Source organism: Pseudomonas sp. B7 (assembly GCF_016735645.1).
Taxonomy (GTDB): Bacteria; Pseudomonadota; Gammaproteobacteria; order Pseudomonadales; family Pseudomonadaceae; genus Aquipseudomonas; species Aquipseudomonas glycinae.
Genome location: NZ_JAERRE010000002.1, coordinates 530716 through 555024, shown reverse-complemented (window position 1 = coordinate 555024; position 24309 = coordinate 530716). Strand labels below are relative to the sequence as shown.

Below are 24309 nucleotides of genomic sequence, written 5' to 3'. Positions count from 1 at the left end.
AAGTGACAGCTCATGCCGCGTACCATTCGGTTCATTTCGTCGTTCAAAATGTAACCAGCATTTGCTACACACTCGTCGCACCGGGATAATGCGCGCCACCCGGCGCCACGCGCCATGCCATTTCAGGCTAAATCAGCTCAGCGGCGACGTTGGCGAAACCGCGTCAACTCAGCCCGCAGGGGCGGGATAAATGTCCGTGATCAACTTCAACATCGCCCAATGGCGCGCCTGGGCTCCCGGGCTCGACAGTGTGGAAGCCTGGCAAGCCTGGAGCCGACAACCGGTCGTGCTCGAAAGCAGCGATGCCGCACCCGATGTGTCGTTTCTGCCGGCCATGCAGCGCCGTCGTCTCAGCCGTCTGGCGCGGATGGCGTTCAGTGTCGGCTGGCCGCTGGCCGACGGTCGGGAAAATCTGCCGCTGGTGTTCGTCTCCCGGCACGGCGAAACCCCGCGCACCTTTGAAATTCTCAGCGATCTGGCCAACGATCAGCCGCTGTCGCCGACCCAGTTCAGCCTGTCGGTGCATAACGCGATCATCGGCCTGTGGTCGATCATGCGCGGCGAAACCAGCGAAATGACCGCACTCGCCGCGGCCGGCGACGGCCTCGAACACGGCATGCTCGAAGCGGCGACGTTGTTGAACGAAGGAGCCCCGGCAGTGCTGCTGGTGATCACCGAGGAACAACCGCCCGAAGCCTATTCGACGTGGATCGACGACGTACCATTTCCCTATGCAGTCGGGCTGTTGCTCACCCCCGGTACCGACTGGCGGCTGACCCTGAACAGCGCCCCCGAAGCACGGTCAAAAACGCAGCGGCCTCATGCGCTGAATCTGCTGCGAACCCTGCTCGATCAGCAACCCCATTGCCAACATGCCTGGAAGAATCGTCTATGGACCTGGCAACGCAACCCGTGATCGGAAAAAATCGCGATGCCTATTACTGGCGTCTGCTGGCGACTGCCACCAGCTTCGCCCTGTTCGGGCTCGGTGGTCTGTGCCTGCGCCTGCTGGTATTTCCATTGCTCGGTTTCCTGCCGGGCGACGCCATTGCGCACCGCGAGCGGGCGCGCCAGACCGTCAGTCGGCTGTTCTGGTTTTTTGTCCGCTTCATGGCCCGTACCGGCGTGCTGACCTACGACATTCAGGGCGCCGAACGTCTCGGCCGTCCGGGGCAGATGATCATCGCCAACCACCCGTCGCTGATCGATGTGGTGTTCCTGATCGGTCTGGTGCGCGGGGCCAATTGCGTGGTGAAGAAAAGCCTGTGGGAAAACCCCTTCACTCGCGGCCCGCTGCGCAGCACCGAATACATCAGCAACGACGGCAGCATGGACATGCTCGACGCTGCCGCCGGTGCCCTGCAAAGCGGGCAGACCCTGATCATTTTCCCTGAAGGTACCCGCACACAGCCGGGTCAGGCGCCGGCCTTTCATCGGGGGGCGGCGGCCATCGCGCTGCGCGGTGCGAAAATCGTCACCCCGGTAGTCATCAAGGTCAGTCCGACCACCCTGACCAAGGCCGAGCCCTGGTATCGCATTCCCGGTCGCCGCGTGCACTTCAGTTTTCACGTCGGGGCCGATATAGACCCACAGACTTTCGCCGCGCAGGGCCCCGCGCCTCAGGCTTCGCGCAAGCTCAACGACTATTTGCACCAATTCTTTATCAAGGAGCTCGCCGAAGATGAGCGATCTAAACCGTGACATCAAAGAGCTGATCATCGACGCCCTGGGCCTCGAAGACATCAGCGCAGAGGACATCGGCGACGACCAGACGCTGTTTGGCGAAGGCCTGGGCCTGGATTCCGTCGACGCTCTGGAACTTGGCCTGGCGATCCAGAAAAAGTACGGCATCAAAATCGACGCCGACGCCAAGGACACCCGCAACCATTTCTCCAACGTGGCGAGCCTTGCGGCGTTCGTCACGGCAAAACAGGCAGCTTGAGACCGGACCATGCAAACTCGTGACGACATCTTCAACACCCTGCGCGATGCCCTGGTCGAGTTGTTCGAACTGGACCCGGCCCGCGTGAGCCTGGAATCCAACCTGTATCAGGATCTGGAAATCGACAGCATCGACGCCGTCGACCTGATCGATCACATCAAGCGCCAGACCGGCAAGAAAATCGCCGCCGAGGAGTTCAAGTCGGTGCGCACCGTCAGCGACGTGGTCGAGGCGGTCTACCGTCTGGTTCAACCGGCGGCATGAGCCGACTGATCGGTCTCGGCCTGCTGCTGGCGGGCCTGCTGTATCCCTTTGCGGTGTATTTCGGCATGGAGCATTTCGCGCCATGGCAGTTCGGCCTGCTGCTGGGCGGCCTGTGGCTGGCCCGCGCGCTGACCGGCGAACGCAAGCCCGGCAGCCTGTGGATGGCCTTTGTGGCGATCGTGTTCTGCCTGCTGCTGGCGGTGTTCGACAGCCCTTTGCTGCTGCGTTGGTACCCGGTGCTGATCAGCGGCTTCATGCTGGTGCTGTTCAGCCTGAGCCTGAAATACGGCCCGCCGATGGTCGAGCGTCTGGCTCGCCTGCGTGAGCCGCAACTGCCGCCCAAGGCGATTCGTTACACCCGCCAGGTCACCGTGGCCTGGAGCGTGTTTTTCTTTTGCAACGGTTTGTGCGCCGCCCTGCTGACACTGTGGGCGCCGCTGAACTGGTGGATGTTGTACACCGGCCTGATCTCCTACGGATTGATCGGCCTGATGTTTGCCATTGAATGGCTGATACGACAACGGGTAAGAGGTCGCCCATGAACTGGATAAAACTTGAGCAGCTGTTGCTCAAGGCCCTGCCGGCGCGCGCAGTAACAAGCGCACCGGCACTCGATCACGCACAACTGCGCGAACAGGCCCTGAGCCTGGCCGCCGGTCTGCAAGCGCGCGGCGTGCAACGTCTGGCGGTGCATCTGGAAGATGCCGCCGACCTGGCCGTCGCCCTGCTCGGCGCCTGGCGTGCCGGCGTCAGCGTGTTGCTGCCTTCGGATCTGCAAGCGCAGACCCGTCAGCGCTGGTCGAACGACGTCGATCTGTGGCTGACCGATCATTCCGATGACGCTCGCCTGAGCGATCTGCAGCAACCGGCCCTGCCCGCCGCCGAACTGGATCTCGACCAGTGCCGCCTCAGCCTGTGCACCTCCGGTTCCAGCGGCGAGCCCAAGCGCATCGACAAATCCCTGCGGCAACTGGCCAACGAAGTCGAAGCCCTCGAACAGCTGTGGGGTGCGGATCTCGGTGAAGCCTGCATTCTTGGCAGCGTTGCCACCCAGCACATCTACGGCCTGCTGTTCCGCGTGCTATGGCCGCTGTGCGCCGGGCGTCTGTTCCTGCGCAAGCAACTGGCCTTCCCGGAAGACTTGCAACGCGCCAGCCGCGAGCATCCGGCCTTCGCCTGGGTCGCCAGCCCGGCGCTGCTCAAACGCATGGGCGACAACCTCGACTGGCCAGCGCTGAGCGCCGTGCGCCGGGTGTTTTCCTCTGGAGGCGCATTGCCGACAGACGCCGCAAAAAGCCTGCATCAACGCTTGGGGCAGTGGCCGACGGAAATCCTCGGCAGCTCGGAAACCGGCGGCATCGCCTGGCGCCAAGGCGAATCGTTGTGGCAGCCGTTTGCCGGTATCGAGTTGAGCCAGGACAGCGACGGCGCCCTGCTGATCGCTTCGCCTTACCTGCCCGCCGGGCAGGTCGAACACACCGCCGATGCGGCGCGCATTCAGGCCGATGGCCGCTTTGAACTGCTCGGGCGGCTCGACCGGATCGTCAAACTCGAAGAAAAACGCATATCCCTGCCGATGCTTGAACAGGCGCTGGTGGCCCACGACTGGGTCGCCGAAGCGCGTCTGGGCGTGGTGCAGGAAAACCGCGCGTCGCTCGGCGCTCTGCTGGTGCTCAGCGAATCGGGCCTGTTTGCCCTGCGCGAACACGGTCGGCGCAGCCTGACCGAAACCCTGCGCCGTCATCTCGGCGACCACTGCGAAGCCCTGGCCCTGCCCCGCCGCTGGCGCCTGCTGCGGCAAATGCCGCTGACCTCGCAGGGCAAGTTGCCTCAAGCCGACGTCGAAGCCTTGCTGCTGGCACCACGACCGAAAGCGCCGGAAATCCTGGAACAGGCCGAAACCGAGGGTGAATGGAACCTGCAATTGAGCGTTCCGCCGGACCTTGCCTACTTCAGCGGCCACTTCCCCAAGGCCCCGGTGCTGCCCGGCGTGGTGCAGGTCGAATGGGCACTGAACCTGGGTCGGCAACTGCTGAACCTGCCCGGCGCGTTCGCCGGCATGGAAGTGCTGAAGTTCCAGCAACTGGTGCGCCCCGGCGATGAAATCCAGCTGCATCTGCGCTTCGATCCGGAACGCGGCAAGTTGTATTTCGCCTACCGCAACGACACCGCCACCTGCTCCAGCGGGCGGATTCTGCTGGGGGCTGGCGATGCATAACCCTTGCGCCGTGATTCCGGTCTACAACCACGAAACCGCCATCGGCACGGTGGTCGACGCCCTGCTCGCCGAGGATCTGCCGTGCATTCTGGTGGACGATGCCAGCAGCAAATCCTGCGCGGCGGTGCTCGACGCCCTGGCCGAGCGCGAACGGGTTTATCTGGTGCGCCTCACTGCCAATCAGGGCAAGGGTGGCGCGGTGATGACCGGTCTGCGTGAAGCGGCGCGGCTGGGCTTCAGCCATGCCTTGCAGGTCGACGCCGACGGTCAGCACGACTTGCAGGATGTCGCGCGTTTCATCGAAGAATCCCGCGCTCACCCCGAGTCGCTGGTCTGCGGCTATCCGCTGTATGACGCCAGCGTGCCCAAGGGCCGTTTGTATGCGCGTTACCTGACCCATGTAATGGTGTGGATCAACACCTTGTCGCTGCAGATTCGCGATTCGATGTGCGGCTTCCGGGTGTATCCGCTGGAACCGACGCTGGGCGTGATCGACTCGGCGCGGATCGGCAAGCGCATGGATTTCGACTCGGACATTCTGGTGCGCCTGGCCTGGCGCAATCAGCCGATGCGCTGGTTGCAGACCAGCGTGCATTACCCGCTGGACGGCGTGTCGCACTTTCGCCTGTTCCACGACAACGTGCTGATCTCGAGCATGCACACGCGCCTGTTCTTCGGCATGTTGCTGCGCTTGCCCGTGATCCTCTGGCGACGGTGGCGTCCATGACCGTCGAGACCGACAAGAAGCACTGGGCCGACCGCGAAGAGCGCGGCAGTTTCCTGCTGATGAAATTCACCGCGTTCGCCGCCAAGGTTCTTGGTCGACGCCTGCTGAGCCCGTTGCTGTACGGCATCGTCCTGTACTTTTTCCTGTTCGGCCGCACTGCGCGGCGCAGTGCCTGGCAGTATCAGCAGCGCCTCGCCGACTGGAGCGGTCGCCACGAACTGCGTCCGACCCGGTGGCGGGTGTTCCGCCAGTTCATGGCCTTCGCCGATTCGCTGCTCGACAAGCTCGACGTGTGGAACGGCAAGCTGAAGATCGAGCAGATCGAAATCATCGACCCGGCGCTGTTGCGCAACCAGTTGCGCGGCAGTCGCGGGCAAATGCTGGTGGGCGCGCATCTGGGCAACCTCGAAGTGTGCCGGGCGCTGGCGGAGCTGGGCGAGAAAGTCACGATGAACGTGCTGGTGCACACCAAGCATGCCGAGCAGTTCAATCGCCTGCTGGGCGAGGCCGGGGCGACCAATCTGCGACTGATTCAGGTCAGCGAGCTGGACCCGGTGATCATGCTGCAACTGCACGAACGCCTGGAGCGCGGCGAGTGGCTGGCGATTGCCGGCGACCGCGTGCCACTGCATGGCGGGCGCAGCGTGACCGTGGACTTTCTCGGCCACCCGGCGCCGTTCCCGCAAGGGCCGTGGCTGCTGGCCGGCCTGCTGAAATGCCCGGTCAACCTGCTGATGTGCCTCAAGCAGCCTGACGGCCACTATCGCCTGACCCTCGAGCCTTTCGCCGACGCCGTGGTGTGGTCACGCCGCGAGCGCGAACAGGTCATTCATCAGTGGGCGACCCGCTATGCGCAACGCCTGAGTCACTATTGCCTCGAAGCACCGTGCCAATGGTTCAACTTTTACCCATTCTGGAAAACCGATGACAACGCCAACTCCTGAGCCGGTTACCTTCGGCGAACGCCCTTTGCGCATCGAAGACGTGCTGGCTCTGGCCAACCGTCAGGCGCCCGTGCAGTTGCAGAGCGACGCGCCTTATCGCGAACGCATCGCCAAGGGCGCGCGGTTCCTCGATTCGCTGCTGGACAAGGAAGGCGTGATCTACGGCGTGACCACCGGTTACGGCGACTCCTGCGTGGTCGCGGTGCCGTTGCATCACGTCGAGGCGCTGCCGCGTCATCTCTACACGTTCCACGGTTGCGGACTGGGCAAACTGCTCGACCCCCAGGCCACTCGTGCAGTGCTCGCAGCGCGTTTGCAGTCGCTGTGCCACGGCGTGTCCGGGGTGCGCATCGAGCTGTTGGAACGTCTGCATGCCTTCCTTGAACACGACATTTTGCCGCTGATCCCTGAAGAGGGTTCGGTGGGCGCCAGCGGCGACCTGACGCCGTTGTCCTACGTCGCCGCAACCCTGTCCGGCGAGCGTGAAGTGATGTTCCGTGGCGAACGCCGCCAGGCTGCCGATGTGCACCGTGAACTGGGCTGGACGCCGCTGGTGCTGCGCCCGAAAGAGGCGCTGGCGCTGATGAACGGCACCGCCGTCATGACCGGCCTCGCCTGCCTGGCCTACGCCCGCGCCGATTACCTGCTGCAACTGGCCACCCGCATCACCGCGTTGAACGTGGTGGCGCTGCAAGGCAATCCGGAACACTTCGACGAGCGCCTGTTCGCCGCCAAGCCGCATCCGGGTCAGATGCAGGTGGCCGCGTGGCTGCGCAAGGATCTGGCAATCGACGCGCCGACCGCGCCGCTGCACCGCTTGCAGGATCGCTACTCGCTGCGCTGCGCACCGCATGTACTAGGCGTATTGGCCGACAGCCTGAACTGGCTGCGCTCGTTCATCGAAACCGAACTCAACAGCGCCAACGACAACCCGATCATCGACGCCGAAGCCGAGCGCGTGCTGCACGGCGGACACTTCTACGGCGGGCATATCGCGTTCGCCATGGACAGCCTGAAAAACCTCGTGGCCAACGTCGCCGACCTGCTCGACCGACAATTCGCGCTGCTGGTGGACGAGCGTTACAACCACGGTTTGCCGAGCAACCTGTCCGGCGCCAGCGCCGACCGCGCGATGCTCAACCACGGCTTCAAGGCCGTGCAGATCGGCGCCAGTGCCTGGACTGCCGAAGCGCTGAAAAACACCATGCCGGCCAGCGTGTTCTCACGCTCCACCGAGTGCCACAACCAGGACAAGGTGAGCATGGGCACCATCGCCGCCCGCGACGCCATTCGTGTGCTGGAGCTGACCGAACAGGTGGCCGCCGCCACACTGCTCGCGGCCAATCAGGGTGTATGGCTGCGCGGCCGTGATGAAGACGCTCGCCCACTGCCACCGTCGCTGGCCGCCATGCATGAACAACTGGCCCAGGACTTCCCGCCAGTGATCGAAGACCGTGCTCTGGAAGGCGAACTGCGTCTGTGCCTGCAACGCATCGCCGAGCAACACTGGAGGCTGCATGCGTAGTGCCGGAGTGCTTCACGCCGATACGGAAATCCTCGTGCCGTTCTTTGACGTCGACACCATGCACGTCGTCTGGCACGGCCATTACGTGAAATACCTGGAAGTAGCGCGTTGCGCGTTGCTCGACAGGATCGGCCACAACTACAACCAGATGGTCGACTCGGGCTACGCCTGGCCGGTGATCGACCTGCAATTGCGCTACGTGCGCGGCGCGGTGTTCGGTCAGCGGCTGAACGTGCGCGCCAGTCTGGTGGAGTGGGAGAACCGCCTGAAGATCCACTACCTGATCACCGATGCCCAGACCGGCGAACGCCTGACCCGCGCCAGCTCGGTTCAGGTCGCCGTCGAGATGAGCAGCCGCGAGATGCAACTGGCCTCGCCGAAAGTCTTCACCGATGCCGTGGAAAGGATGCTGCGATGAATGTGCTGTTGAAATCCCTCGGGGCCCTGGCGCTGCTGACGCTGTCGTCACTGGCCAACGCCTTCGACCTGCAACAGTTGAGCGAGCAACTGGCGAAACCGGACGTGATCCACGGCCAGTTCATCCAGGAAAAACACCTGCGCGCCCTGCCTCAGCCACTGATCAGCAAGGGCAGCTTCGTGCTGGCGAAAAACCACGGTTTGCTCTGGCTGCTGAAAACCCCGCTGCAACAGGATTACCGCATCAGCGCCAAGGGCATCGCCCGACGTGATGCCACCGGCTGGCAACTGCTGCCGAACAAGAGTGCCGGTGCCGAACAGAACCGACTGTTCCTCGCCGTGCTGCAAGGCGACAGCAGCGGTCTGCAACGGGATTTCGAACTGGCCCTGAGCGGCGATGCGCAGAAATGGCAACTGACCCTGACCCCGCGTTCGGTGCTGCTCAAGCAGGTCTTCAACCAGATCAACATCAGCGGCGGCACGTTGGTGAACACCATCGAACTGCTGGAAACCCAGGGCGACAGCACCGTATTGCGCATGCAGGACAGCACCGCCGGCCAACCTCTGAGCGACGCGGAGCAACATGACTTTGCCGAGTGAACGCAGGCTGCCCTGGCTGTTCCTGATCCTGCTGCTGGCGGTCGTCGCACTGGGCGCCTGGCAGTGGCGCGACGGCGCGCCGCTGTCGGCCAACCTGATGGAGCTGGTGCCCGGCACCCACCCGGACGCCCTCGAACTGCGCGCCGAACAACGCATGCAGGAACCGCTCAACCGCGACATGCTGGTGCTGGTCGGCCACACCGATCGCCAGCAAGCCGTCGCCATGGCCCAGACCCTGGGCGAGCAATGGCAGGCCAGCGGGTTGTTCGAAAAGGTCCAGTGGAACCTGCAGGCCGATCTGCCGGCCCTGCGCACGCAATTGCTGCAAGGGCGGCTGGCGATGCTCTCGGCGGATGACCGGCAACTGCTGACCGAACACCCCGACGCCTTCATCCAGCAACGGGTGCAGGCACTGTTCGACCCGTTCACCGGGTTCAGTCTGGTGCCGAGCCAGGACGACTGGCTGGGCCTGACCGGGCGCATCCAGAACAGCCAGCCACAACATGGCGCGGTGCAGCTGGACATCGGCAGCGGTGCGTTGATCGCCGACGCCGACGGCAAGAGCTGGGTGCTGCTGCGCGCACGCACCACCGGCAGCGCCTTCGACATGAATCAACCGCTGCAAGTCGCCGCCCTGCTGCAACACAGCCGTGAGCAAGCAGCTCGCGCCGACGTGCAACTGTTGGCCGCCAGCGGCTTGCTGTACGCCGCCAACGGTCAGCAGCAGGCGACCCGGGAAATGACCTGGGTCGGCGGCGGCGCCACCGTCGGCATCCTGTTGCTGTTGCTGCTCGCCTTCCGCCGCTGGCGGGTGCTGCTGGCGTTCATTCCGGTGCTGGTGGGCATGCTGTTCGGCGCGGTGGCCTGCGTCGCGCTGTTCGGGCACATGCATGTGATGACGCTGGTGCTCGGTTCGAGCCTGATCGGCGTGGCAGTGGATTACCCGCTGCACTACCTGTCCAAGAGCTGGAGCCTCAAGCCGTGGCACAGTTGGCCGGCGTTGCGCCTGACCCTGTCCGGGCTGACGTTGAGCCTGATCACCAGCGCCATCGGTTACCTGGCACTGGCCTGGACGCCCTTCCCGGCGCTGACCCAGATCGCCGTGTTCTCCGCCGCCGGTTTGCTCGGCGCCTACCTGTCGGCGGTTTGCCTGTTGCCGGCGCTGCTGAAAAACGTCGAACTGCGCCCGGCGCAATGGCCGCTGCAACTGGCCGAGCGCTTGGTGCGGTTGCGGGAAACCCTGCTCGAGCACGTCAGAACGCCGGTGTTGCTGGCCCTGCTGATCGCCTTCTGCGTCGGTGGCCTGCTGCAACTGGAGAGCAAGAACGACATTCGCCAGTGGGTCGGCGCGCCGCAACGCCTGACCGATGAGGCGCAGACCATCGCGCGGATTACCGGCTATCAGCCGACCAGCCAGTTCTTCCTGGTGCGCGCCGCCGATCAGCAGCAATTGCTGGAGCGGCAAGCGGCCCTGAGCGAGCGCCTGGATCAATTGGTCAACCTCGACAAGTTGCAGGGTTATCTGGCGCTCAATCAACTGGTCAGCCCGCCAGCTCAGCAGCAACAAGTGCGTGAGGCGCTGAGCAAGTTGCCGCAGTTCTGGCAGCCGTTGCTGGAGGTCGGCGTGCCGCTGGCGGCGCTGCAAACCGAGCTGCAACAGTTGCAGGCCCTGCCCGCCGAAGACATCGATGCGGCGCTGGCCGGCCCGCTCGGCGAGCCCTACCGCACGCTGTGGCTGGGGCCGACCGAGGACGGCGTGGCGGCGATGGTCAGCCTGCAAGGCCTGAACAATCCGTCGCTGCTGCGGGTGCAGGCGCTGGACCTGCCGGGCGTGACGCTGGTGGACCGGCTCGGCGATCTGAACAAGGTGTTCGCCCAGACTCAAGTCAGCGCCGCTGAACTGAAACTCGCCTCCTGCGTATTGATCGTACTGGTGCTGATGCTGCCGTTCGGTCTTGGTGGCGCACTGCGGATCGTCGCCCTGCCGCTGCTCGCTGCGCTGTGCAGCCTCGCCAGCCTGGGCTGGCTCGGTCAGCCGCTGACCCTGTTCAGCCTGTTCGGCCTGTTGCTGGTAACGGCGATCAGCGTCGACTATGCGATCCTCATGCGCGAGCAGGTCGGCGGCGCGGCCGTCAGCCTGCTCGGCACTTTGCTCGCAGCCGCCACCACCTGGCTGTCGTTCGGCCTGCTGGCGGTGTCGAGCACCCCGGCGGTGAGTAACTTCGGCCTGTCGGTGAGCCTCGGCCTGGCGTTCAGCTTCATGCTCGCGCCGTGGGCCGGGCGTCAGACCCATGCGGTTGCCGTCACGGAGCCTGCAGCATGATGGTGGTGATTTTCTGGCTGATGGCCCTGGCGCTGTTCTTCGTCGCCACCCGGGTCGGCCGGCACTTCGGGCTGATCCCGATTGTCAGTCAATTGCTGCTGGCCAGCTTCGGCCTGCCGCTGCTGATGTACTTCTGGATCGAGCCGGGCTGGCAACTCAACGGCGCCGCACTGATCGCGCCGGGCTGGTTGAAAAATCTCTACAGCCTGAGCTTCGCCCTGTTGCTGGGGCACATCCTCAGCGACGTGATCGACCTGCGCCTGGACCGTCAGAGCGTGAAGATCGCCCTGCCGAGTTTCGCCGTACCGTTCGCCTGCGGCCTGGCGACGGCGTACTGGCTGCTGCCGACACAACCGTGGATCAACTCGCTGGCCATCGGTCTGGTGTTCGCCATCACCGCGATCCCGGTGTTGTACCTGTACCTGCGCCACATCGACTACCCGCCCGCCGCCACCCGGCGCCTGGTGCAGACCGCGATCCTGATCGACCTGACTTGCTGGACGCTGTTCGGTCTCGCTCAGGGCAGCCTGCACCTGAGCAGTCTGTTGCTGCCGCTGGGGCTGGCCTGCGTGCCGGTGCTGCTGCGGGTGTTCGGCATACGCCGGCCATTGACCTACAGCCTCGGTTTTTTTGCGCTGTTGGTGCTGACCGAACACTACAAACTCAACGCACTGATTTTCGGCATCGGCTATCTGCTGTGCATGGCCGCGCTCAAGGTACCACTGGTGTTGCCGCTGCCGGCGCACTGGATGAACCGCTTGCAGACGTGGATCGCGATTCCGCTGATCCTGACTTTCGGCATCGTCCAGATCGACGTGCACAGCGCCCTCGCCAGCCTCGGCGCCGTGCAATGGGCGGCGCTGCTGCTGTTGCCGATCACCAGCAAAATCCTGGGCAACTGGCTCGGCCTCGGATGGGCCGGCGCGTCGTTCGCAGGCGCCAGTCGCTGGCGCGAAAGCGTGCTGCTGAACATTCGCGGCTTGAGCGAAATCGTCTTTCTCAACCTGCTGTTGCAACAACAACTCATCAGCCCGGCGCTGTACTTTGCGCTGATGCTGATGGGTCTGATCGCGACGCTGCTGCCGGCCTTCATCGGCCTGCACCGGGCGTCGCTGAACCCTATTGCCGTACCCAGGAGCTCACGTGCCAATCGTTGAAATGGAATCCCGTCAGGTCGTGATCATCGGCGCCGGCCCCTCCGGCGCCATCGCCGCCGCATTGCTCAAGCGCAAGGGGCACGACGTGCTGGTGATCGAGCGCCAGCATTTCCCGAGGTTCTCCATCGGTGAAAGCCTGCTCTGCCATTGCCTGGATTTCGTCGAAGAAGCCGGCATGCTCGAGGCGGTAAATGCCGCCGGGTTCCAGCGCAAGAACGGTGCGGCGTTTGCCTGGGGCGAGCGCTACAGCGCCTTCGATTTTGCTGACACCTTCACCGCCGGCAAGCCGACGACCCTGCAGGTGCAACGCGCCGACTTCGACAAGTTGCTGGCCGATCAGGCGGCGTTGCAGGGTGCGGAAATCCGCTATGGCGACGCGATTGTCAGCGTTGATTTCGAACGTCCGCGACCACAGCTGAATGTGCATCGCGAAGACGGCAGCGAGTACCGCGTCGAAGCTGATTTTGTGCTCGATGCCAGCGGCTACGGCCGCGTGCTGTCGCGCCTGCTCGACCTCGAAGCGCCGTCGAATTTCCCGGTTCGCCAAGCTGTCTTCACCCACGTCGAAGACCACATCGACCACCCCGGCTTCGACCGCGAGAAGATCCTCATCACCACCCACCCGCAGCACCGCGATATCTGGTTCTGGTCGATCCCGTTCAGCAACGGTCGCTGCTCGGTGGGCGTGGTGGCTGCCGCTGAACATTTCGCAGGTCGCGATGCCGACCTCGACGCCTGCCTGCGCGGGTTCATCGCCGAAACCCCGAGCCTGGCCAAAGTGCTGAACAACGCCGTATGGGATACCCCGGCGCGCACTCTCGGCGGGTATGCGGCCAACGTCAAAACCCTGCACGGCCCGGGCTTCGCGCTGCTGGGCAACGCGGCGGAATTTCTCGACCCGGTGTTCTCCTCGGGCGTGACCATTGCCATGCGTTCCGCGAGCATGGCCGCCGCAGTGCTGCACCGACAGCTGCAGGGCGAAACGGTGGACTGGCAACGGGAGTTCGCCGAGCCGCTGAAACGTGGGGTCGACACCTTCCGCTGCTACGTCGAAGGCTGGTACGCCGGCACCTTTCAGGACGTGATTTTCCACGAGCAAGGCTCGCCGGAAATCCGCCGCATGATCTGCTCGATCCTCGCCGGTTACGCCTGGGACGAACGCAACCCGTTCGTCAGTGAAGCGCGCCGTCGGCTGAAGATGATCTCCGAACTCTGTGCAAGGGACGACACATGAATTACCTGAGCGACAATTACGTCGAGGAAACCCGCTTCGGCTTCTGGTTCCTGCGCAGCCACACCTGGCAGCACCATGTGCTGCGGGTGGCAATCAACGATCTGCGCGGGCTGTTCAGCGAATCGTTGCCAGCCAGTCCGGTGCTGCTGGATGCCGGTTGCGGCCAGGGCAAGTCGTTCGGTCACCTGCGCCAGACCTTCGCACCGCAGCGCCTGATCGGGGTCGATGCCGATCCGCACAGCCTTGAACTGAGCGCCGCCGAGGCCGCGCGCCTGGGCTTCGACGTCGAGCTGATCGGCAGCGACTGTGCGACGCTCAATGTGCCGGACGCCAGCGTCGATCTGCTGTTCTGTCACCAGACGTTCCATCATCTGGTGGAGCAGGAAAAAGCCCTCGCCGAGTTCTATCGGGTGCTCAAGCCGGGCGGTTATCTGCTGTTCGCCGAGTCCACCGAGGCTTACATTGATACGTGGGTGATTCGCTGGCTGTTCCGTCATCCGATGCACGTGCAAAAGAGCGCGGCGCAGTACCTGGAGATGATTCGCCAGCAGGGTTTCGAGTTCGCCGAACAGAACGTTTCGTACCCGTATCTGTGGTGGAGCCGGTCGAAGGATTTCGGTCTGCTCGAACGTTTTGGATTGCGCCAGCCCAAGCCCTTTGGCCAGCGGGAAGAAACCTTGGTCAACGTAGTGGCCCGCAAACCTTTGAACGAGGCTGTCTGATGTTGCGTGTTCTGCTGCTCGCCTGCGTCCTGCTGCTCGGTGCCTGCGCCAGTCAGGCGCCGCTGCCGGCCGGCAACCCGAGCCTGCCGCTGCCGATGCAACTGCATATCGAGCGGCACCTGGCCGGACAACAGCAAGACTGGTTGCTGGTGATCCAGCGCGAAGGGCCGGGCATCCGCTGGTCGATGATGGATCCGCTGGGCATTCCCCAGGCGCGTCAGCAGTTGATCGACGGGCACTGGCAGGCCGACGGCCTGCTGCCGCCCAACCCGGAAGCCCGGGAGCTGTTCGCCGCGCTGCTGTTCGCCCTGACCCCCGCGGGCGAGCTGTCGCGCAACTACCCCGACGCGCAGCAACAGGGCGACCAACGTTCCCTGCCGGCGCGCTGGGACATCCGTTACACCCAACCCTTGAGCTTCGAATTGAACCTGCCACAAGGCCCGCACTATCGCGTAACGCCACTCGGTGAACCGACGTCATGACCGCCTACCTCAATGCCCTCGGCGTGATCTGCGCCCTGGGGCGCGACAAGCAAGCCGTGGCACGCAACCTGTTTGCCGGCGACTGCTCGGGCATGCGCCGCGAGTCCGGCTGGGTGCCGGAGCGCGAGCTGCCGGTGGCCGCCGTGCACGGCGATCTGGCGCCGATTCCCGAAGCGCTGGCCGACCAGCGCAGCCGCAACAATCAACTGTTGCTGGAAGCCGCGTTGCAGATTCGCGATGACATCGAGCAGGCGATCCAGACTTACGGCCGCGAGCGCATCGGCGTGGTGCTCGGCACCAGCACTTCGGGCATCGACGAGGCCAGCCGTGGCCTGGCGCACTACATTCGCGACCAGCAGTTCCCGGCCGATTACGACTACCGGCAACAGGAACTAGGCGCACCGGCGAACTTCCTCGCCGACTGGCTGCAACTGAGCGGCCCGACCTATGTGATTTCCACTGCCTGCACCTCCAGCGCTCGCGCCTTGATGAGCGCCCGACGCCTGCTCGATCTGGGCCTGTGCGACGCCGTGCTGTGCGGCGGTGTCGACAGCCTGTGCAAACTGACCCTCAACGGTTTCAGTGCGCTGGAAGCGGTGTCGGACGAGCGCTGCAACCCGTTTTCCGCCAACCGCAACGGCATCAACATCGGCGAAGCGGCGGTGCTGTTCGTGATGAGCAAAGAACGCGGCGCAGGGCCGGGCATCGCCTTGCTGGGCGCTGGCGCCAGCTCCGACGCGCACCACATTTCCGCACCGGAACCGACCGGCCGCGGCGCGCTGCAAGCGATGCAAAAAGCCCTCGATCAAGCCCACCTGCAAGCCGACGACATCAGCTACCTGAACCTGCACGGCACCGCGACCCAGCACAACGACGCCATGGAAAGCCAGGCCGTCGCCGCGCTGTTCGCCGACGGCGTGGCGTGTTCCTCGACCAAACCGATGACCGGCCACACCCTCGGTGCCGCCGGTGCACTGGAAGCAGCGTTCTGCTGGTTGAGCCTGAGTGCCGACAATCCCGACCACGCCTTGCCGCCGCACGTCTGGGACGGCCAGCCGGATCCCGACCTTCCACCGCTCAAGTGGGTGACCGCAAGCGAACGCCTGGCGTCCATTGCACCCCGCTACCTGATGAGCAACTCGTTTGCCTTCGGTGGCAATAACGTCAGCCTGATTATCGGAGACGCCCCATGACCCACTGGCCGCTCGCCGAATTGCTGCCCCACGCTGGCGACATGATCCTGATCGACCGGATCCTGAGCTTTGACGACGAACAGATCCACACCACGCTCACCGTCCGGCCCGGCGGCCTGTTCAGCCTGCCCGACGGCAGCCTGCCGGCGTGGGTCGGCGTTGAGCTGATGGCGCAAAGCGTCGCCGCGTTTGCCGGCTGCCATGCGCGGCAGAAAGGCAACCCGGTGGAGCTGGGCTTTCTGCTCGGCACACGCAAGTTCGAATGCAATGTCGCGGCCTTTCCGGTTGGCAGCGAACTGACCATCCATGGCCTGCGCTCGCTGGAAGACGACAACGGCATGGGTGTATTCGAATGCCATATCAATGCGCCCGGCATCGAGGCCAGCGCCCGGTTGAACGTGTTCCGCCCGCCCCAGGCAGCGGACTATCTGGAACAATCCAAGGAGTCGAACGATGACTGAATCCATCCTGGTCACCGGCTCCAGCCGTGGCATCGGCCGCGCCATCGCCCTGCGCCTGGCCAGCGCCGGCCACGATATCGTCCTGCATTGCCGCAGCGGCGTGACGGAAGCACAAGCAGTGAAAGCCGAAGTCGAAGCCCTCGGCCGCACCGCGCGCATCCTGCAATTCGACGTGGCGGATCGCGAAACCTGCAAAGCCATCCTCGAAGCCGACGTTGAAGCCCACGGTGCCTACTACGGCGTGGTGCTCAATGCCGGGCTGACCCGCGACGGTGCCTTTCCGGCCCTGAGCGACGATGACTGGGACGTGGTGCTGCGCACCAACCTCGACGGTTTCTACAACGTCCTGCACCCGGTGATGATGCCGATGATCCGCCGCCGCGCCGCTGGTCGCATCGTTTGCATCACCTCGGTTTCGGGGCTGATCGGCAACCGTGGCCAGGTCAATTACAGCGCCTCGAAGGCCGGCGTGATCGGCGCGGCAAAGGCGTTGGCGATCGAACTGGCCAAGCGCAAAATCACGGTGAATTGCGTCGCGCCCGGTCTGATCGATACCGCCATGCTCGATGAAAACGTGCCGGTGGAAGAACTGCTGAAAATGATCCCCGCACAACGCATGGGCACGCCTGAAGAGGTGGCCGGTGCGGTGAATTTCCTGATGTCGGCGGAAGCGTCGTACATCACCCGCCAGGTGCTGGCGGTCAACGGAGGCTTGTGCTGATGAAGCGCGTCGTCGTCACCGGCATGGCCGGCATTACCTCGCTGGGCAGCGACTGGGACACCATCGCCGGCAATTTCGCCGCCAACCGCAGCGGCATCCGCCGGATGGACGAGTGGGATCGCTTCAGCGAGCTCAACACGCGCCTGGCCGGGCCTATCGATGATTTCCAGGTGCCGGCGCACTGGACCCGCAAACAGCTGCGCAGCATGGGCCGTGTCTCGCGGCTGGCTGTCGGCGCGGCGGAAAAAGCGCTGGCCGATGCCGGCCTGCTCGGCGACGAATCGATCAAGGACGGGCGCATGGGCGTGGCCTGTGGTTCGTCCACCGGCAGCACCGACGAGATCAAGGCGTTCGGCAACATGCTGCTCAACTCGGTGGCCGAAGGCCTCAACGCCAACTCCTACGTGCGCATGATGCCGCACACCACGGCGGCGAACATCAGCATCTTCTTCGGCCTCACTGGCCGCTTGATCCCGACCTCCAGCGCCTGCACCAGTGGCAGCCAGGGCATAGGCTACGCCTACGAGGCGATCAAATTCGGACGCCTGCCGCTAATGCTCGCCGGTGGCGCCGAAGAGCTGTGCCCGACCGAAGCCATGGTGTTCGACGCGCTGTACGCCACCAGCCTGAAAAACGATGCGCCACACACCTCGCCACGCCCGTACGACAAGGGCCGCGACGGTCTGGTGATCGGTGAAGGCGGCGGCATGCTGGTGCTTGAAGAACTGGAACATGCCCTGGCGCGCGGTGCGCACATTCACGCCGAGATCGTCGGTTTCGGCAGCAACGCCGACGGCCAGCACACCACCCGCCCCGAACAGATCACCATGCGCCGGGCAATGGAACTGGCGCTGGAAGATGCAGGCCTTGCGCCGGACGTCATCGGCTACGTCAACGGCCACGGCACCGCCACCGAACAGGGCGATGTCGCTGAAACCCTGGCCACCAGTGCCCTGTTCGGCGAACGCATGCCGATCAGCTCGCAAAAGAGCTTCCTGGGCCACACCCTCGGCGCCTGCGGGGCGCTGGAGTCGTGGTTCAGCATCGAGATGCTCAACCGCGACCTGTACGTGCACACGCTCAACCTCGACGAGGTCGACCCGCACTGCGGCAAACTCGACTACCTGCGCGGCGAGTTCCGCCAGATGAGCCACGAATACGTGATGAACAACAACTTCGCTTTCGGCGGGGTCAACACCTCGCTGATTTTCCGTCGCTGGTCACAACCGAATTAATCCAGGTCAAGGAGACCTCCATGCACTTCAAGAAACTCGCTGCCACCCTGCTCATCTGCGCCATGCCGGCCGTCAGCCAGGCCCGTGACACGGCGGTCTACCTGCCGTTCGACAAGGCCGTCGCCGAAGCGACCCGCACCGGCAAGATCGACGGCAGCGTGAAGTTCTATCTGGCGGGCAACGCCCCGGCTGGCAAGGTCACTGTCGTCAGCCCCGGCGCCGTGACCAACAAGAAGACCAACGCCTTCAACAAGTCCGACCAGGAAGCCTGCGAGTGGGTCGTGCAATCGGCGATCATCAGCCTGCACCAGGCCGCAAAAAACGCTGGCGCCAACGCCGTGACCAACATCGTCAGCTTCTACAAGAGCAACGAGCGCAAGGATGCGAAAACCTACGAATGCCACGCGGGCGCCATCATGGCGGGCGTAGCGTTGAAGGGCGATCTGGCGACGGTTCAGTAACGGCCGGAAACGACAAAGGGCGCCTTTCGGCGCCCTTTTCAATTCAGATCATGTGCTGGCATGCAACTTCAGCCCCAGCGCTTTCATGACTTTGAGGATCGTTCCAAACTCGGGATTTACCTCGCCTGACAGTGCGCGATATATGGCGTCTACACTCGTCATACCCATGATTTGCTGCGCGTTACGTCAAGGAGATGACCATGCAAGCGAAAGCCCTGATCGCTGCCGCCCTTTTCAGCCTGCTCCCCAGTGCCAGCCACGCCACCAATCTGATGTACATGCCGTTCGAAACCGTCGTGTCGGATGCAATGCGCGCCGGGCGGCTGGATGGCAGTGTGAAGTTTTATCTGGTCGGCAACGGACCTCAGGGCACTCAGCGGTTGTTACAACGCGGGGTGGTCAGCGACTTGAAGACCAACGGCTTCAACAAGAGCGATCACGACTCGTGCGAGTGGGTGTTGCAGTCGAATCTGATTGCGCTGCAGGCCGAGGCCAAGCGTGTCGGGGCGAATGCGGTGACCAACATCGTCAGCTACTACGACCAGCATGTGCGCAAGGATCTGAACACTTACGAATGTCGGGCCGGCATCTTTGTCACGCGGGTGGCGTTGAAGGGTGATCTGGTGCGGCTGCCCTGATCAACCGGCTTCGACCTTGCGCGTGAGCAGTTCGACAAACGCCTTGGCCATCGGCGATTTCTGGTCCTTGCGCTGCACCAGCCACACCGCCGTCACGGCCTCGGGATCGAGCAGCGGTCGATAGACCACGCCGTCGATGCGCATCCGCTGATACGACGCCGGCATGACTGACACGCCCAGGCCGGCTGCCACCAGACCGATGATGGTCATTGCTTCGCCGGCCTCCTGGGCAAAGTGCGGACTGAATCCCGCGTCGCGGGCCAGGCTGATCAACTGTGAATACAGACCACTGCCGTAACTGCGCGGGAAAAACACGAACGGCTCCAGGGCCAGCGCCGAGAGGAACAGCCCTTCTTCAGAGCCCTGCGCCAGCGGATGTTTGGAGCTGAGCACCGCCACCAAGGGCTCGCGCATCAGTTCGACCACGCTGAGCGAATCCGGCAAACCCAGCGGGCGCATGATGCCGACTTCGATCGATTCGTCCACCAACGCGTCGGCCACCATGGTGCTGCTCATCTCACGCAGATTCAGGTGCACAGCCGGGAAACGCTGACGGAAGGAAAATATCGCCTGGGGAATGGTCGAGTTGAACGGCGCCGATGAGGTAAAGCCGATCTTCAGCTCACCCAACTCACCAAGTTGCGCGCGGCGAGCCACGTCGGCCGCTTTATCGACTTGCGCGAGCACCAGCCGCGCTTCCTCCAGAAACAGTCGCCCGGCCTCGCTGAGCTCGACCCGACGATTGGTCCGCTCGAACAGTCGCGCGCCGACTTCCTGTTCCAGCGCCTGGATCTGCTGGCTCAGCGGTGGCTGGGAGATGCCCAGCACCTGTGCGGCGCGGCCGAAGTGCAGTTCTTCGGCGACGGCGATGAAGTAGCGCAGATGACGTAATTCCATGGGCACCCCATTAGGTCGTTAAAGCTATCAAACAGGTCGAACAATATATTGGATAGAAACATTAGCCAGCTATATGATTTTTTCATTGCCTGTCTGCCCGCGCCCTCCGAGGTCTGATGTGAAAACCGCCGTCGCTCCACTGGCCCATGAAGTCCCGCCCGCTGCGGCGGACGATGTGATGACCGAACTGCAAGAGATCTACATCGAGAAAGGCACGCCCGCGTTCATGCGCACGGTGCTCGCGCTGTTCAGCGGAGGCTTCGCCACCTTCGCCCTGCTGTACTGCGTGCAGCCGATGATGCCGCTGCTGTCCCACGAGTATTCGATCAACGCTGCGCAGAGCAGCCTGATCCTGTCGGTGGCCACCGGCATGCTGGCGTTCGGTCTGCTGATCACCGGCCCGATTTCCGATCGGGTCGGGCGCAAACCGGTGATGGTCGCCGCGCTGTTTGCTGCTGCGCTATGCACCATCGCCAGTTCGATGATGCCGAGCTGGCACGGCGTCTTGATCATGCGCGCGCTGACCGGGCTGTCATTGAGTGGCCTGGCGGCGGTGGCGATGACGTACCTGAGCGAGGAAATCCATCCGCAGCACATCGGTCTGGCGATGGGTCTGTACATCGGCGGCAACGCGATTGGCGGGATGAGCGGGCGGTTGATCACCGGTGTGCTGATCGACTTCGTCAGCTGGCACACGGCGATGATGGTGATCGGCGGTCTGGCGCTGATCGCGGCGGCGGTATTCTGGAAAATCCTGCCGGAATCGCGCAACTTCCGCTCCCGCTCGCTGCATCCGCGCAGCCTGCTCGACGGCTTCACCATGCATTTTCGCGATGCCGGCCTGCCGCTGCTGTTCCTTGAGGCGTTCGTGCTGATGGGTGCGTTCGTCACCCTGTTCAACTACATCGGTTACCGCCTGCTGGCCGAGCCGTATCACATGGATCAAGTGTTCGTGGGACTGCTGTCGGTGGTGTACCTGTCGGGCATCTACAGCTCGGCGAAAATCGGTTCGCTGGCCGACAAACTGGGACGCCGCAAAGTGCTGTGGGCCACCATCGCCCTGATGTTCGCCGGCCTCGCCCTGACCATGTTCACACCGCTGCCGCTGGTGATCATTGGCATGCTGATCTTCACCTTTGGCTTCTTCGGCGCCCACTCGGTGGCCAGCAGCTGGATCGGCCGCCGGGCGCTCAAGGCCAAGGGCCAGGCGTCGTCGTTGTACCTGTTCAGCTATTACGCCGGGTCGAGCATCGCCGGGACAGCGGGCGGGGTGTTCTGGCACATGGCCGGGTGGAACGGGATTGGCCTGTTCATCGGCGCGCTGTTGCTGGTGGCGCTGCTGGTGGCGTTGAAACTGGCGAAGCTGCCGCCGCTGGGTGGCGTCAAAGCCTGATTCACGCCCACAAAAACGCCCGGCATAAGCCGGGCGTTTTTGTTTTCTAGCATTAGAGCTGAGCGTCGATTACTCGTGATACTGCGCCGACAACTCATGCACCGCACGCAGGAACGCGCCAGCGTGTTCCGGATCGACTTCCGGCGTGATGCCGTGGCCGAGGTTGAACACGTGGCCGCTGCCTTTGCCGTAACTGGCGAGGATGCGCCCGACTTCGGTGCGGATCGCTTCCGGCTTGGCGTAGAGCACGGTCGGGTCCATGTTGCCTTGCAGTGCCACCTTGTCGCCAACGCGAGCGCGGGCGTTGCCAATGTCGCAGGTCCAGTCCAGGCCCAGTGCGTCGGCACCAGCCTCGGCGATGCTTTCCAGCCACAGGCCGCCGTTCTTGGTGAACAGGATCACCGGCACCTTGCGACCGTCGTGCTCGCGGATCAGGCCGCTGACGATTTTCTTCATGTAGGCCAGTGAGAATTCCTGATATGCCGCCGCCGACAGGTTGCCGCCCCAGGTATCGAAGATCTGCACCGCTTGCGCACCGGCCTGGATCTGGCCGTTCAGGTACGAAGTCACCGACTGCGCCAGTTTGTCCAGCAGCAGGTGCATGGCTTGTGGGTTGTCGTAGAGCATCGCCTTGGTCTTGCGGAAGTCTTTCGACGAGCCGCCTTCGACCATGTACGTGGCGAGAGTCCACGGGCTGCCGGAGAAACCGATCAGCGGTACACGGCCATTCAGTTCGCGGCGGATGGTGCTGACCGCGTCCATCACGTAGCCGAGGTCTTTGTGCGGATCCGGGATCGGCAGGGCTTCGATGTCGGCCAGGGTGCTGACGACTTTCTTGAAGCGCGGACCTTCACCGGTCTCGAAGTACAGGCCCTGGCCCATGGCATCGGGAATGGTGAGGATGTCGGAGAACAGGATCGCCGCGTCCAGTTGCGGATAGCGGTCCAGCGGTTGCAGCGTGACTTCGCAGGCGAATTCCGGATTCATGCACAGGCTCATGAAATCACCGGCCTGGGCGCGGCTGGCGCGGTATTCCGGCAGGTAGCGGCCGGCCTGGCGCATCATCCACACTGGGGTGACGTCTACGGGTTGCTTGAGCAGGGCGCGGAGGAAACGGTCGTTCTTCAGGGCAGTCATGTCGGCATCCGGAAAAAAAGTGCGGGCATTTTCTCAGAGCGCGACGCAAAAGGCACGGATGCAGGTCAGCCTTTTGTCTATCGGGTCAATTTGTCGCAATGATTTCGCGGATTTCAGCAACACCCTGAAAACAATGTGGGAGCTGGCAAGCCAGCTCCCACAGGTGTTGCGGTGGAACTTCGAACCGGGTTTAGACGCCCAGGTAATCCAGGATCCCTTCAGCCGCATTGCGGCCTTCGAAGATCGCCGTCACCACCAGGTCGGAACCGCGCACCATGTCGCCACCGGCGAAGATTTTCGGGTTGCTGGTCTGGTGCTTGTACTGACCTTGCTCGGGCGCAACGACGCGGCCCTGGCTGTCGGTCTGGATCTCGAACTGCTCGAACCACGGCGCCGGGCTCGGGCGGAAACCGAACGCGATGACCACGGCATCGGCCGGGATGATCTCTTCGGAGCCCGGGATCGGCTCGGGGCTGCGACGGCCACGAGCATCCGGTTCGCCGAGACGGGTCTCGACCACTTTCACGCCTTCGACCTTGTCTTCGCCGACGATGGCGATCGGCTGGCGGTTGTAGAGGAATTTCACGCCTTCTTCCTTGGCGTTTTTCACCTCTTTGCGCGAGCCAGGCATGTTCGCTTCGTCACGACGATAGGCGCAGGTCACCGATTTGGCGCCCTGGCGGATCGACGTGCGGTTGCAGTCCATCGCCGTGTCGCCGCCGCCCAGCACCACAACTTTCTTGCCCTTCATGTCGACGAAATCTTCCGGCGACTTTTCAAAGCCCAGGTTGCGGTTGACGTTGGCGATCAGGAAATCCAGCGCGTCATAAACGCCCGGCAGATCCTCACCGGCAAAACCGCCCTTCATGTAGGTGTAGGTGCCCATGCCCATGAACACGGCATCGTATTCGGCGAGCAGTTGCTCCATGGTCACGTCCTTGCCGACCTCGGTGTTGAGGCGGAACTCGATGCCCATGCCGGTGAAGACTTCGCGGCGATTGCTCAGTACGGTCTTCTCAAGCTTGAATTCGGGGATGCCGAAGGTCAGCAGACCGCCAATTTCCGGGTTCTTGTCGAACACCACCGGCGTCACGCCGCCGCGCACCAGCACGTCGGCACACCCTAGACCCGCCGGGCCCGCGCCGATGATCGCGACACGCTTGCCGGTCGGTTTGACCTTGGACATGTCCGGGCGCCAGCCCATGGCGAACGCGGTGTCGGTGATGTACTTCTCGACCGAACCGATGGTCACCGCGCCGAAGCCGTCGTTGAGGGTGCACGCACCCTCGCACAGACGATCCTGCGGGCACACCCGGCCGCAGACTTCCGGCAGGGTGTTGGTCTGGTGCGACAGCTCGGCGGCCTGGAGGATGTTGCCCTCGGCCACCAGCTTCAGCCAGTTCGGAATGAAGTTGTGCACCGGGCACTTCCATTCGCAATACGGGTTGCCGCAACCCAGACAGCGGTGAGCCTGGTCGGCCGACTGCTGGGGTTTGAACGGTTCGTAGATTTCCACGAACTCTTTCTTGCGTTGACGCAACAGTTTCTTCTTCGGATCCTTGCGCCCGACATCGATGAACTGGAAGTCGTTATTCAGACGTTCAGCCATTGTTAAAAC

General features: G+C 63.6%; 26 protein-coding genes and 1 pseudogene. 23 read left to right on the top strand and 4 right to left on the bottom strand.

What is annotated here, in order from left to right:
- Positions 1 to 190: 190 nt before the first annotated feature.
- From JKA62_RS07440 to JKA62_RS07340, 21 genes are read left to right on the top strand one after another with little or no spacing between them, the layout of a single operon-like run.
- Positions 191 to 916 (top strand): beta-ketoacyl synthase chain length factor, encoded by a 726-nt coding sequence (locus JKA62_RS07440; RefSeq protein WP_201817137.1) that lies wholly within the window; start codon positions 191 to 193, stop codon positions 914 to 916.
- Positions 892 to 1701 (top strand): lysophospholipid acyltransferase family protein, encoded by an 810-nt coding sequence (locus tag JKA62_RS07435; protein WP_041475120.1) that lies wholly within the window; start codon positions 892 to 894, stop codon positions 1699 to 1701. The genes JKA62_RS07440 and JKA62_RS07435 overlap by 25 nt, the downstream gene beginning before the upstream one ends.
- Positions 1682 to 1942 (top strand): phosphopantetheine-binding protein, encoded by a 261-nt coding sequence (locus JKA62_RS07430; protein WP_007952344.1) that lies wholly within the window; start codon positions 1682 to 1684, stop codon positions 1940 to 1942. The genes JKA62_RS07435 and JKA62_RS07430 overlap by 20 nt, the downstream gene beginning before the upstream one ends.
- Positions 1943 to 1951: 9 nt before the next feature.
- On the top strand, positions 1952 to 2206 hold the full coding sequence (locus JKA62_RS07425; protein WP_007947135.1) for an acyl carrier protein: 255 nt from the start codon (positions 1952 to 1954) through the stop codon (positions 2204 to 2206).
- Positions 2203 to 2748 carry a membrane protein gene (locus JKA62_RS07420; protein ID WP_011332105.1) on the top strand — a complete coding sequence of 182 codons (546 nt, stop codon included), beginning with the start codon at positions 2203 to 2205 and terminating at the stop codon, positions 2746 to 2748. Before JKA62_RS07425 ends, JKA62_RS07420 begins: the two co-directional genes overlap by 4 nt.
- Positions 2745 to 4424, top strand: coding sequence for an acyl-CoA synthetase family protein (locus tag JKA62_RS07415; RefSeq protein WP_201817134.1), 1680 nt, complete (start codon positions 2745 to 2747; stop codon positions 4422 to 4424). The genes JKA62_RS07420 and JKA62_RS07415 overlap by 4 nt, the downstream gene beginning before the upstream one ends.
- Positions 4417 to 5151, top strand: coding sequence for a glycosyltransferase family 2 protein (locus tag JKA62_RS07410; RefSeq protein WP_011332103.1), 735 nt, complete (start codon positions 4417 to 4419; stop codon positions 5149 to 5151). The genes JKA62_RS07415 and JKA62_RS07410 overlap by 8 nt, the downstream gene beginning before the upstream one ends.
- Complete coding sequence (locus tag JKA62_RS07405) at positions 5148 to 6095, top strand: LpxL/LpxP family acyltransferase (protein WP_039766474.1); 948 nt, start codon at positions 5148 to 5150, stop codon at positions 6093 to 6095. The genes JKA62_RS07410 and JKA62_RS07405 overlap by 4 nt, the downstream gene beginning before the upstream one ends.
- Positions 6076 to 7620 (top strand): HAL/PAL/TAL family ammonia-lyase, encoded by a 1545-nt coding sequence (locus tag JKA62_RS07400; protein WP_201817132.1) that lies wholly within the window; start codon positions 6076 to 6078, stop codon positions 7618 to 7620. Before JKA62_RS07405 ends, JKA62_RS07400 begins: the two co-directional genes overlap by 20 nt.
- The gene (locus tag JKA62_RS07395) at positions 7613 to 8038 is read left to right on the top strand and encodes an acyl-CoA thioesterase (protein WP_201817131.1); all 426 of its coding nucleotides are present in this window, start codon (positions 7613 to 7615) and stop codon (positions 8036 to 8038) included. The genes JKA62_RS07400 and JKA62_RS07395 overlap by 8 nt, the downstream gene beginning before the upstream one ends.
- Positions 8035 to 8637 carry an outer membrane lipoprotein carrier protein LolA gene (locus tag JKA62_RS07390; RefSeq protein WP_201817129.1) on the top strand — a complete coding sequence of 201 codons (603 nt, stop codon included), beginning with the start codon at positions 8035 to 8037 and terminating at the stop codon, positions 8635 to 8637. The genes JKA62_RS07395 and JKA62_RS07390 overlap by 4 nt, the downstream gene beginning before the upstream one ends.
- The gene (locus JKA62_RS07385) at positions 8621 to 10960 is read left to right on the top strand and encodes an MMPL family transporter (protein WP_201817127.1); all 2340 of its coding nucleotides are present in this window, start codon (positions 8621 to 8623) and stop codon (positions 10958 to 10960) included. Before JKA62_RS07390 ends, JKA62_RS07385 begins: the two co-directional genes overlap by 17 nt.
- A complete protein-coding gene (locus JKA62_RS07380; RefSeq protein ID WP_201817122.1) occupies positions 10957 to 12117 on the top strand; it encodes a sodium:proton antiporter in 1161 nt (386 codons plus the stop codon). The genes JKA62_RS07385 and JKA62_RS07380 overlap by 4 nt, the downstream gene beginning before the upstream one ends.
- Positions 12104 to 13351, top strand: a complete 1248-nt coding sequence (locus JKA62_RS07375; protein ID WP_201817119.1) for an NAD(P)/FAD-dependent oxidoreductase — start codon at positions 12104 to 12106, stop codon at positions 13349 to 13351. The genes JKA62_RS07380 and JKA62_RS07375 overlap by 14 nt, the downstream gene beginning before the upstream one ends.
- Positions 13348 to 14073 carry a class I SAM-dependent methyltransferase gene (locus tag JKA62_RS07370; RefSeq protein WP_127796691.1) on the top strand — a complete coding sequence of 242 codons (726 nt, stop codon included), beginning with the start codon at positions 13348 to 13350 and terminating at the stop codon, positions 14071 to 14073. The genes JKA62_RS07375 and JKA62_RS07370 overlap by 4 nt, the downstream gene beginning before the upstream one ends.
- The gene (locus JKA62_RS07365; RefSeq protein WP_201817111.1) at positions 14073 to 14555 is read left to right on the top strand and encodes a hypothetical protein; all 483 of its coding nucleotides are present in this window, start codon (positions 14073 to 14075) and stop codon (positions 14553 to 14555) included. The genes JKA62_RS07370 and JKA62_RS07365 overlap by 1 nt, the downstream gene beginning before the upstream one ends.
- Positions 14552 to 15748, top strand: coding sequence for a beta-ketoacyl-[acyl-carrier-protein] synthase family protein (locus tag JKA62_RS07360; protein ID WP_201817106.1), 1197 nt, complete (start codon positions 14552 to 14554; stop codon positions 15746 to 15748). Before JKA62_RS07365 ends, JKA62_RS07360 begins: the two co-directional genes overlap by 4 nt.
- On the top strand, positions 15745 to 16209 hold the full coding sequence (locus JKA62_RS07355) for a hotdog family protein (protein WP_011332093.1): 465 nt from the start codon (positions 15745 to 15747) through the stop codon (positions 16207 to 16209). The genes JKA62_RS07360 and JKA62_RS07355 overlap by 4 nt, the downstream gene beginning before the upstream one ends.
- A complete protein-coding gene (locus JKA62_RS07350) occupies positions 16202 to 16930 on the top strand; it encodes a 3-ketoacyl-ACP reductase FabG2 (protein WP_011332092.1) in 729 nt (242 codons plus the stop codon). The genes JKA62_RS07355 and JKA62_RS07350 overlap by 8 nt, the downstream gene beginning before the upstream one ends.
- Positions 16930 to 18165: a beta-ketoacyl-ACP synthase gene (locus JKA62_RS07345; protein ID WP_074689577.1), complete on the top strand. Its 1236-nt coding sequence runs from the start codon at positions 16930 to 16932 to the stop codon at positions 18163 to 18165. The genes JKA62_RS07350 and JKA62_RS07345 overlap by 1 nt, the downstream gene beginning before the upstream one ends.
- Positions 18166 to 18185: 20 nt before the next feature.
- Positions 18186 to 18626, top strand: a complete 441-nt coding sequence (locus tag JKA62_RS07340; protein ID WP_201817104.1) for an excinuclease — start codon at positions 18186 to 18188, stop codon at positions 18624 to 18626.
- 48 nt (positions 18627 to 18674) lie between these two features.
- Here JKA62_RS07340 and JKA62_RS28900 read toward each other — a convergent pair.
- A pseudogene (locus JKA62_RS28900) lies at positions 18675 to 18782 on the bottom strand (addiction module antidote protein); the annotation flags it as partial.
- A 44-nt stretch (positions 18783 to 18826) separates the two neighbouring features.
- On the opposite strand from JKA62_RS28900, the gene JKA62_RS07335 reads away from it, so the two are divergent.
- A complete protein-coding gene (locus tag JKA62_RS07335; protein WP_011332087.1) occupies positions 18827 to 19264 on the top strand; it encodes a hypothetical protein in 438 nt (145 codons plus the stop codon).
- On the opposite strand, the gene JKA62_RS07330 is transcribed toward JKA62_RS07335, so the two are convergent.
- Positions 19265 to 20161, bottom strand: a complete 897-nt coding sequence (locus JKA62_RS07330) for a LysR family transcriptional regulator (protein ID WP_039766450.1) — start codon at positions 20159 to 20161, stop codon at positions 19265 to 19267.
- 178 nt (positions 20162 to 20339) lie between these two features.
- On the opposite strand from JKA62_RS07330, the gene JKA62_RS07325 reads away from it, so the two are divergent.
- Positions 20340 to 21554, top strand: coding sequence for an MFS transporter (locus tag JKA62_RS07325; RefSeq protein WP_236676480.1), 1215 nt, complete (start codon positions 20340 to 20342; stop codon positions 21552 to 21554).
- Between the two features lie 69 nt (positions 21555 to 21623).
- On the opposite strand, the gene hemE is transcribed toward JKA62_RS07325, so the two are convergent.
- Positions 21624 to 22691: a uroporphyrinogen decarboxylase gene (hemE, locus tag JKA62_RS07320; protein WP_007968321.1), complete on the bottom strand. Its 1068-nt coding sequence runs from the start codon at positions 22689 to 22691 to the stop codon at positions 21624 to 21626.
- Between the two features lie 190 nt (positions 22692 to 22881).
- Entirely contained in the window at positions 22882 to 24300 is a 1419-nt protein-coding gene (locus tag JKA62_RS07315; protein ID WP_007909438.1) for an FAD-dependent oxidoreductase, read from the bottom strand.
- Positions 24301 to 24309: the final 9 nt, after the last annotated feature.

What these genes read in the sequence shown, in the direction of transcription:
- JKA62_RS07440 (WP_201817137.1), top strand. Translation starts at nt 191, where the DNA reads ATGTCCGTGATCAACTTCAACATCGCCCAATGGCGCGCCTGGGCTCCC.
- JKA62_RS07435 (WP_041475120.1), top strand. Translation starts at nt 892, where the DNA reads ATGGACCTGGCAACGCAACCCGTGATCGGAAAAAATCGCGATGCCTAT.
- JKA62_RS07430 (WP_007952344.1), top strand. Translation starts at nt 1,682, where the DNA reads ATGAGCGATCTAAACCGTGACATCAAAGAGCTGATCATCGACGCCCTG.
- JKA62_RS07425 (WP_007947135.1), top strand. Translation starts at nt 1,952, where the DNA reads ATGCAAACTCGTGACGACATCTTCAACACCCTGCGCGATGCCCTGGTC.
- JKA62_RS07420 (WP_011332105.1), top strand. Translation starts at nt 2,203, where the DNA reads ATGAGCCGACTGATCGGTCTCGGCCTGCTGCTGGCGGGCCTGCTGTAT.
- JKA62_RS07415 (WP_201817134.1), top strand. Translation starts at nt 2,745, where the DNA reads ATGAACTGGATAAAACTTGAGCAGCTGTTGCTCAAGGCCCTGCCGGCG.
- JKA62_RS07410 (WP_011332103.1), top strand. Translation starts at nt 4,417, where the DNA reads ATGCATAACCCTTGCGCCGTGATTCCGGTCTACAACCACGAAACCGCC.
- JKA62_RS07405 (WP_039766474.1), top strand. Translation starts at nt 5,148, where the DNA reads ATGACCGTCGAGACCGACAAGAAGCACTGGGCCGACCGCGAAGAGCGC.
- JKA62_RS07400 (WP_201817132.1), top strand. Translation starts at nt 6,076, where the DNA reads ATGACAACGCCAACTCCTGAGCCGGTTACCTTCGGCGAACGCCCTTTG.
- JKA62_RS07395 (WP_201817131.1), top strand. Translation starts at nt 7,613, where the DNA reads ATGCGTAGTGCCGGAGTGCTTCACGCCGATACGGAAATCCTCGTGCCG.
- JKA62_RS07390 (WP_201817129.1), top strand. Translation starts at nt 8,035, where the DNA reads ATGAATGTGCTGTTGAAATCCCTCGGGGCCCTGGCGCTGCTGACGCTG.
- JKA62_RS07385 (WP_201817127.1), top strand. Translation starts at nt 8,621, where the DNA reads ATGACTTTGCCGAGTGAACGCAGGCTGCCCTGGCTGTTCCTGATCCTG.
- JKA62_RS07380 (WP_201817122.1), top strand. Translation starts at nt 10,957, where the DNA reads ATGATGGTGGTGATTTTCTGGCTGATGGCCCTGGCGCTGTTCTTCGTC.
- JKA62_RS07370 (WP_127796691.1), top strand. Translation starts at nt 13,348, where the DNA reads ATGAATTACCTGAGCGACAATTACGTCGAGGAAACCCGCTTCGGCTTC.
- JKA62_RS07365 (WP_201817111.1), top strand. Translation starts at nt 14,073, where the DNA reads ATGTTGCGTGTTCTGCTGCTCGCCTGCGTCCTGCTGCTCGGTGCCTGC.
- JKA62_RS07360 (WP_201817106.1), top strand. Translation starts at nt 14,552, where the DNA reads ATGACCGCCTACCTCAATGCCCTCGGCGTGATCTGCGCCCTGGGGCGC.
- JKA62_RS07355 (WP_011332093.1), top strand. Translation starts at nt 15,745, where the DNA reads ATGACCCACTGGCCGCTCGCCGAATTGCTGCCCCACGCTGGCGACATG.
- JKA62_RS07350 (WP_011332092.1), top strand. Translation starts at nt 16,202, where the DNA reads ATGACTGAATCCATCCTGGTCACCGGCTCCAGCCGTGGCATCGGCCGC.
- JKA62_RS07345 (WP_074689577.1), top strand. Translation starts at nt 16,930, where the DNA reads ATGAAGCGCGTCGTCGTCACCGGCATGGCCGGCATTACCTCGCTGGGC.
- JKA62_RS07340 (WP_201817104.1), top strand. Translation starts at nt 18,186, where the DNA reads ATGCACTTCAAGAAACTCGCTGCCACCCTGCTCATCTGCGCCATGCCG.
- JKA62_RS07335 (WP_011332087.1), top strand. Translation starts at nt 18,827, where the DNA reads ATGCAAGCGAAAGCCCTGATCGCTGCCGCCCTTTTCAGCCTGCTCCCC.
- JKA62_RS07330 (WP_039766450.1), bottom strand. Translation starts at nt 20,161, where the DNA reads ATGGAATTACGTCATCTGCGCTACTTCATCGCCGTCGCCGAAGAACTG.
- JKA62_RS07325 (WP_236676480.1), top strand. Translation starts at nt 20,340, where the DNA reads ATGACCGAACTGCAAGAGATCTACATCGAGAAAGGCACGCCCGCGTTC.
- hemE (WP_007968321.1), bottom strand. Translation starts at nt 22,691, where the DNA reads ATGACTGCCCTGAAGAACGACCGTTTCCTCCGCGCCCTGCTCAAGCAA.
- JKA62_RS07315 (WP_007909438.1), bottom strand. Translation starts at nt 24,300, where the DNA reads ATGGCTGAACGTCTGAATAACGACTTCCAGTTCATCGATGTCGGGCGC.